Annotated in this window: 2 protein-coding genes and 1 pseudogene; all 3 read right to left on the bottom strand. The window is 53.6% G+C overall.

The window, feature by feature from the left end; translation table 11 throughout:
- Positions 1 to 332: 332 nt before the first annotated feature.
- Complete coding sequence (locus K5R89_RS27050; protein ID WP_064175111.1) at positions 333 to 686, bottom strand: VOC family protein; 354 nt, start codon at positions 684 to 686, stop codon at positions 333 to 335.
- Between the two features lie 35 nt (positions 687 to 721).
- Positions 722 to 1,122 (bottom strand): annotated as a pseudogene (locus tag K5R89_RS27045) (transposase).
- 228 nt (positions 1,123 to 1,350) lie between these two features.
- Positions 1,351 to 1,419, bottom strand: a 69-nt coding sequence (locus K5R89_RS27725) for a hypothetical protein (protein WP_223349232.1), incomplete at its 5' end; no start/stop codon positions are given.

Here is a 1,419-nt window from a genome sequence, read left to right as displayed (position 1 = left end):
CGTTCACGCATTACAACGAATGGCATCCGCACAGCGCGCTGGGATATCACTCCCCGAGGGAATACCGGCGGCAGCGGACATCGTTAACTTAAGATACAAAAGCTGTTCGGAGATGGAGGGTCAAGATCAAGGGATCATCTTTGTTGGCCTAGGCTTCGTCAGCACAATCGTATTCGCAGTGGGCGCTAGCGGGCTGGGCAATTTCCTGCGCCGAAACCCGTCGGTGACTAAATGGCAGGGTAAAGTGGTCTGCTGCGTATACTGTGCTCTAGGGGTTCGACTAGCGCTTCAAGAGCGCTAGGGTTCAGACTCAATCGAGGAAGCTATATGACCTATGAGTGGCTGAGGACGTTGATAAGGCGTCCGAACGGGTCGCGGACATAGAAGCGCCTGACTCCCCAAGGTTCGTCGGTCGGACCATACTCGACTTTCATTCCGGCTTTTTCGGCGCGCTGCTGGACTTCTTCGAGGTTATCGACTTCGACCGATAGATCGGGAACAGCCGTTCCAGAACCTCCTTCGCTGGCAATGCTGACCTGAGGACTGCTATCTATAGCGGGCGCAGCAAACGTAATGATCCAGCCATGATCCATGACGGCTTCGAGGCCCAATATGTCACAATAGAATGTCCGAGCGGCTTCAGGATGGGGCGTAGCGATATTGGCGATAATCCGTTTGACGGCCATGGCTCTCTCCTCGGTTGAATAAGAAGTATACGTTTTCAAAGCCAGAAGGCGACGACCGTCGTAAGGCTCACGGCTGAAAGAAAGTTGCGCGCGAACTTATCGTAGCGGGTGGCTATCCGGCGAAAGTCCTTTGCGCCTTTATATAGCCGCTGTCGATCTGGCCGGTCTCCGCAATCAAGCCCTCCTCGGTAAGTGCCGCCAGGATATCGGTCCAGATGCCTCAGCGGCTCCATATATTCCAGTGGTTGTAGGCTATCGTGGCCGGGCCGTATTCGACAGGGCAGTGCGACCAGCGGCCCCCGCACTTAAGCATGTGGACGATGCCGGAGATCACCCGCCGGTCGTCAACTTTCCGGGCGCCAGGCTGGTTATTAGGCAGGGGCGGCTCAATCGCAGCCCAAGCTTCATTGGATAACCAAAATAACGAATGCGACATTGCCAAGCCTCCTCTGCTGGAAGCTATTGAATCACTGCATCGACCAGTTTTCAATAGGATGATTGGGTTTGGACCCTAGGATAGCTCCTCCTAAAGGTCTGCTCGCGCCCGATCTTGCTGAGCTCATCGCATGTAAAGAAATACTAAATAATTTCGCATAATAGTAGATCACGGCTTTGTTGAATAAATCAGATTTCGGGTAAGTCTCCCCCGTAGCGGTTTGTGTTTTCAGGCAATACGCACGCTTTCAGGCATACCTGCTTTCGTCATTTTGTTCAGCGCTCGTACCAGGGCCAT

It is taken from the genome of Klebsiella sp. TF21-TM, assembly GCF_019753495.1.
Taxonomy (GTDB): Bacteria; Pseudomonadota; Gammaproteobacteria; order Enterobacterales; family Enterobacteriaceae; genus Klebsiella; species Klebsiella quasipneumoniae.
The sequence above is the reverse complement of the archived record's forward strand: the minus strand, read 5'-3'. Positions and strand labels throughout refer to the sequence as shown.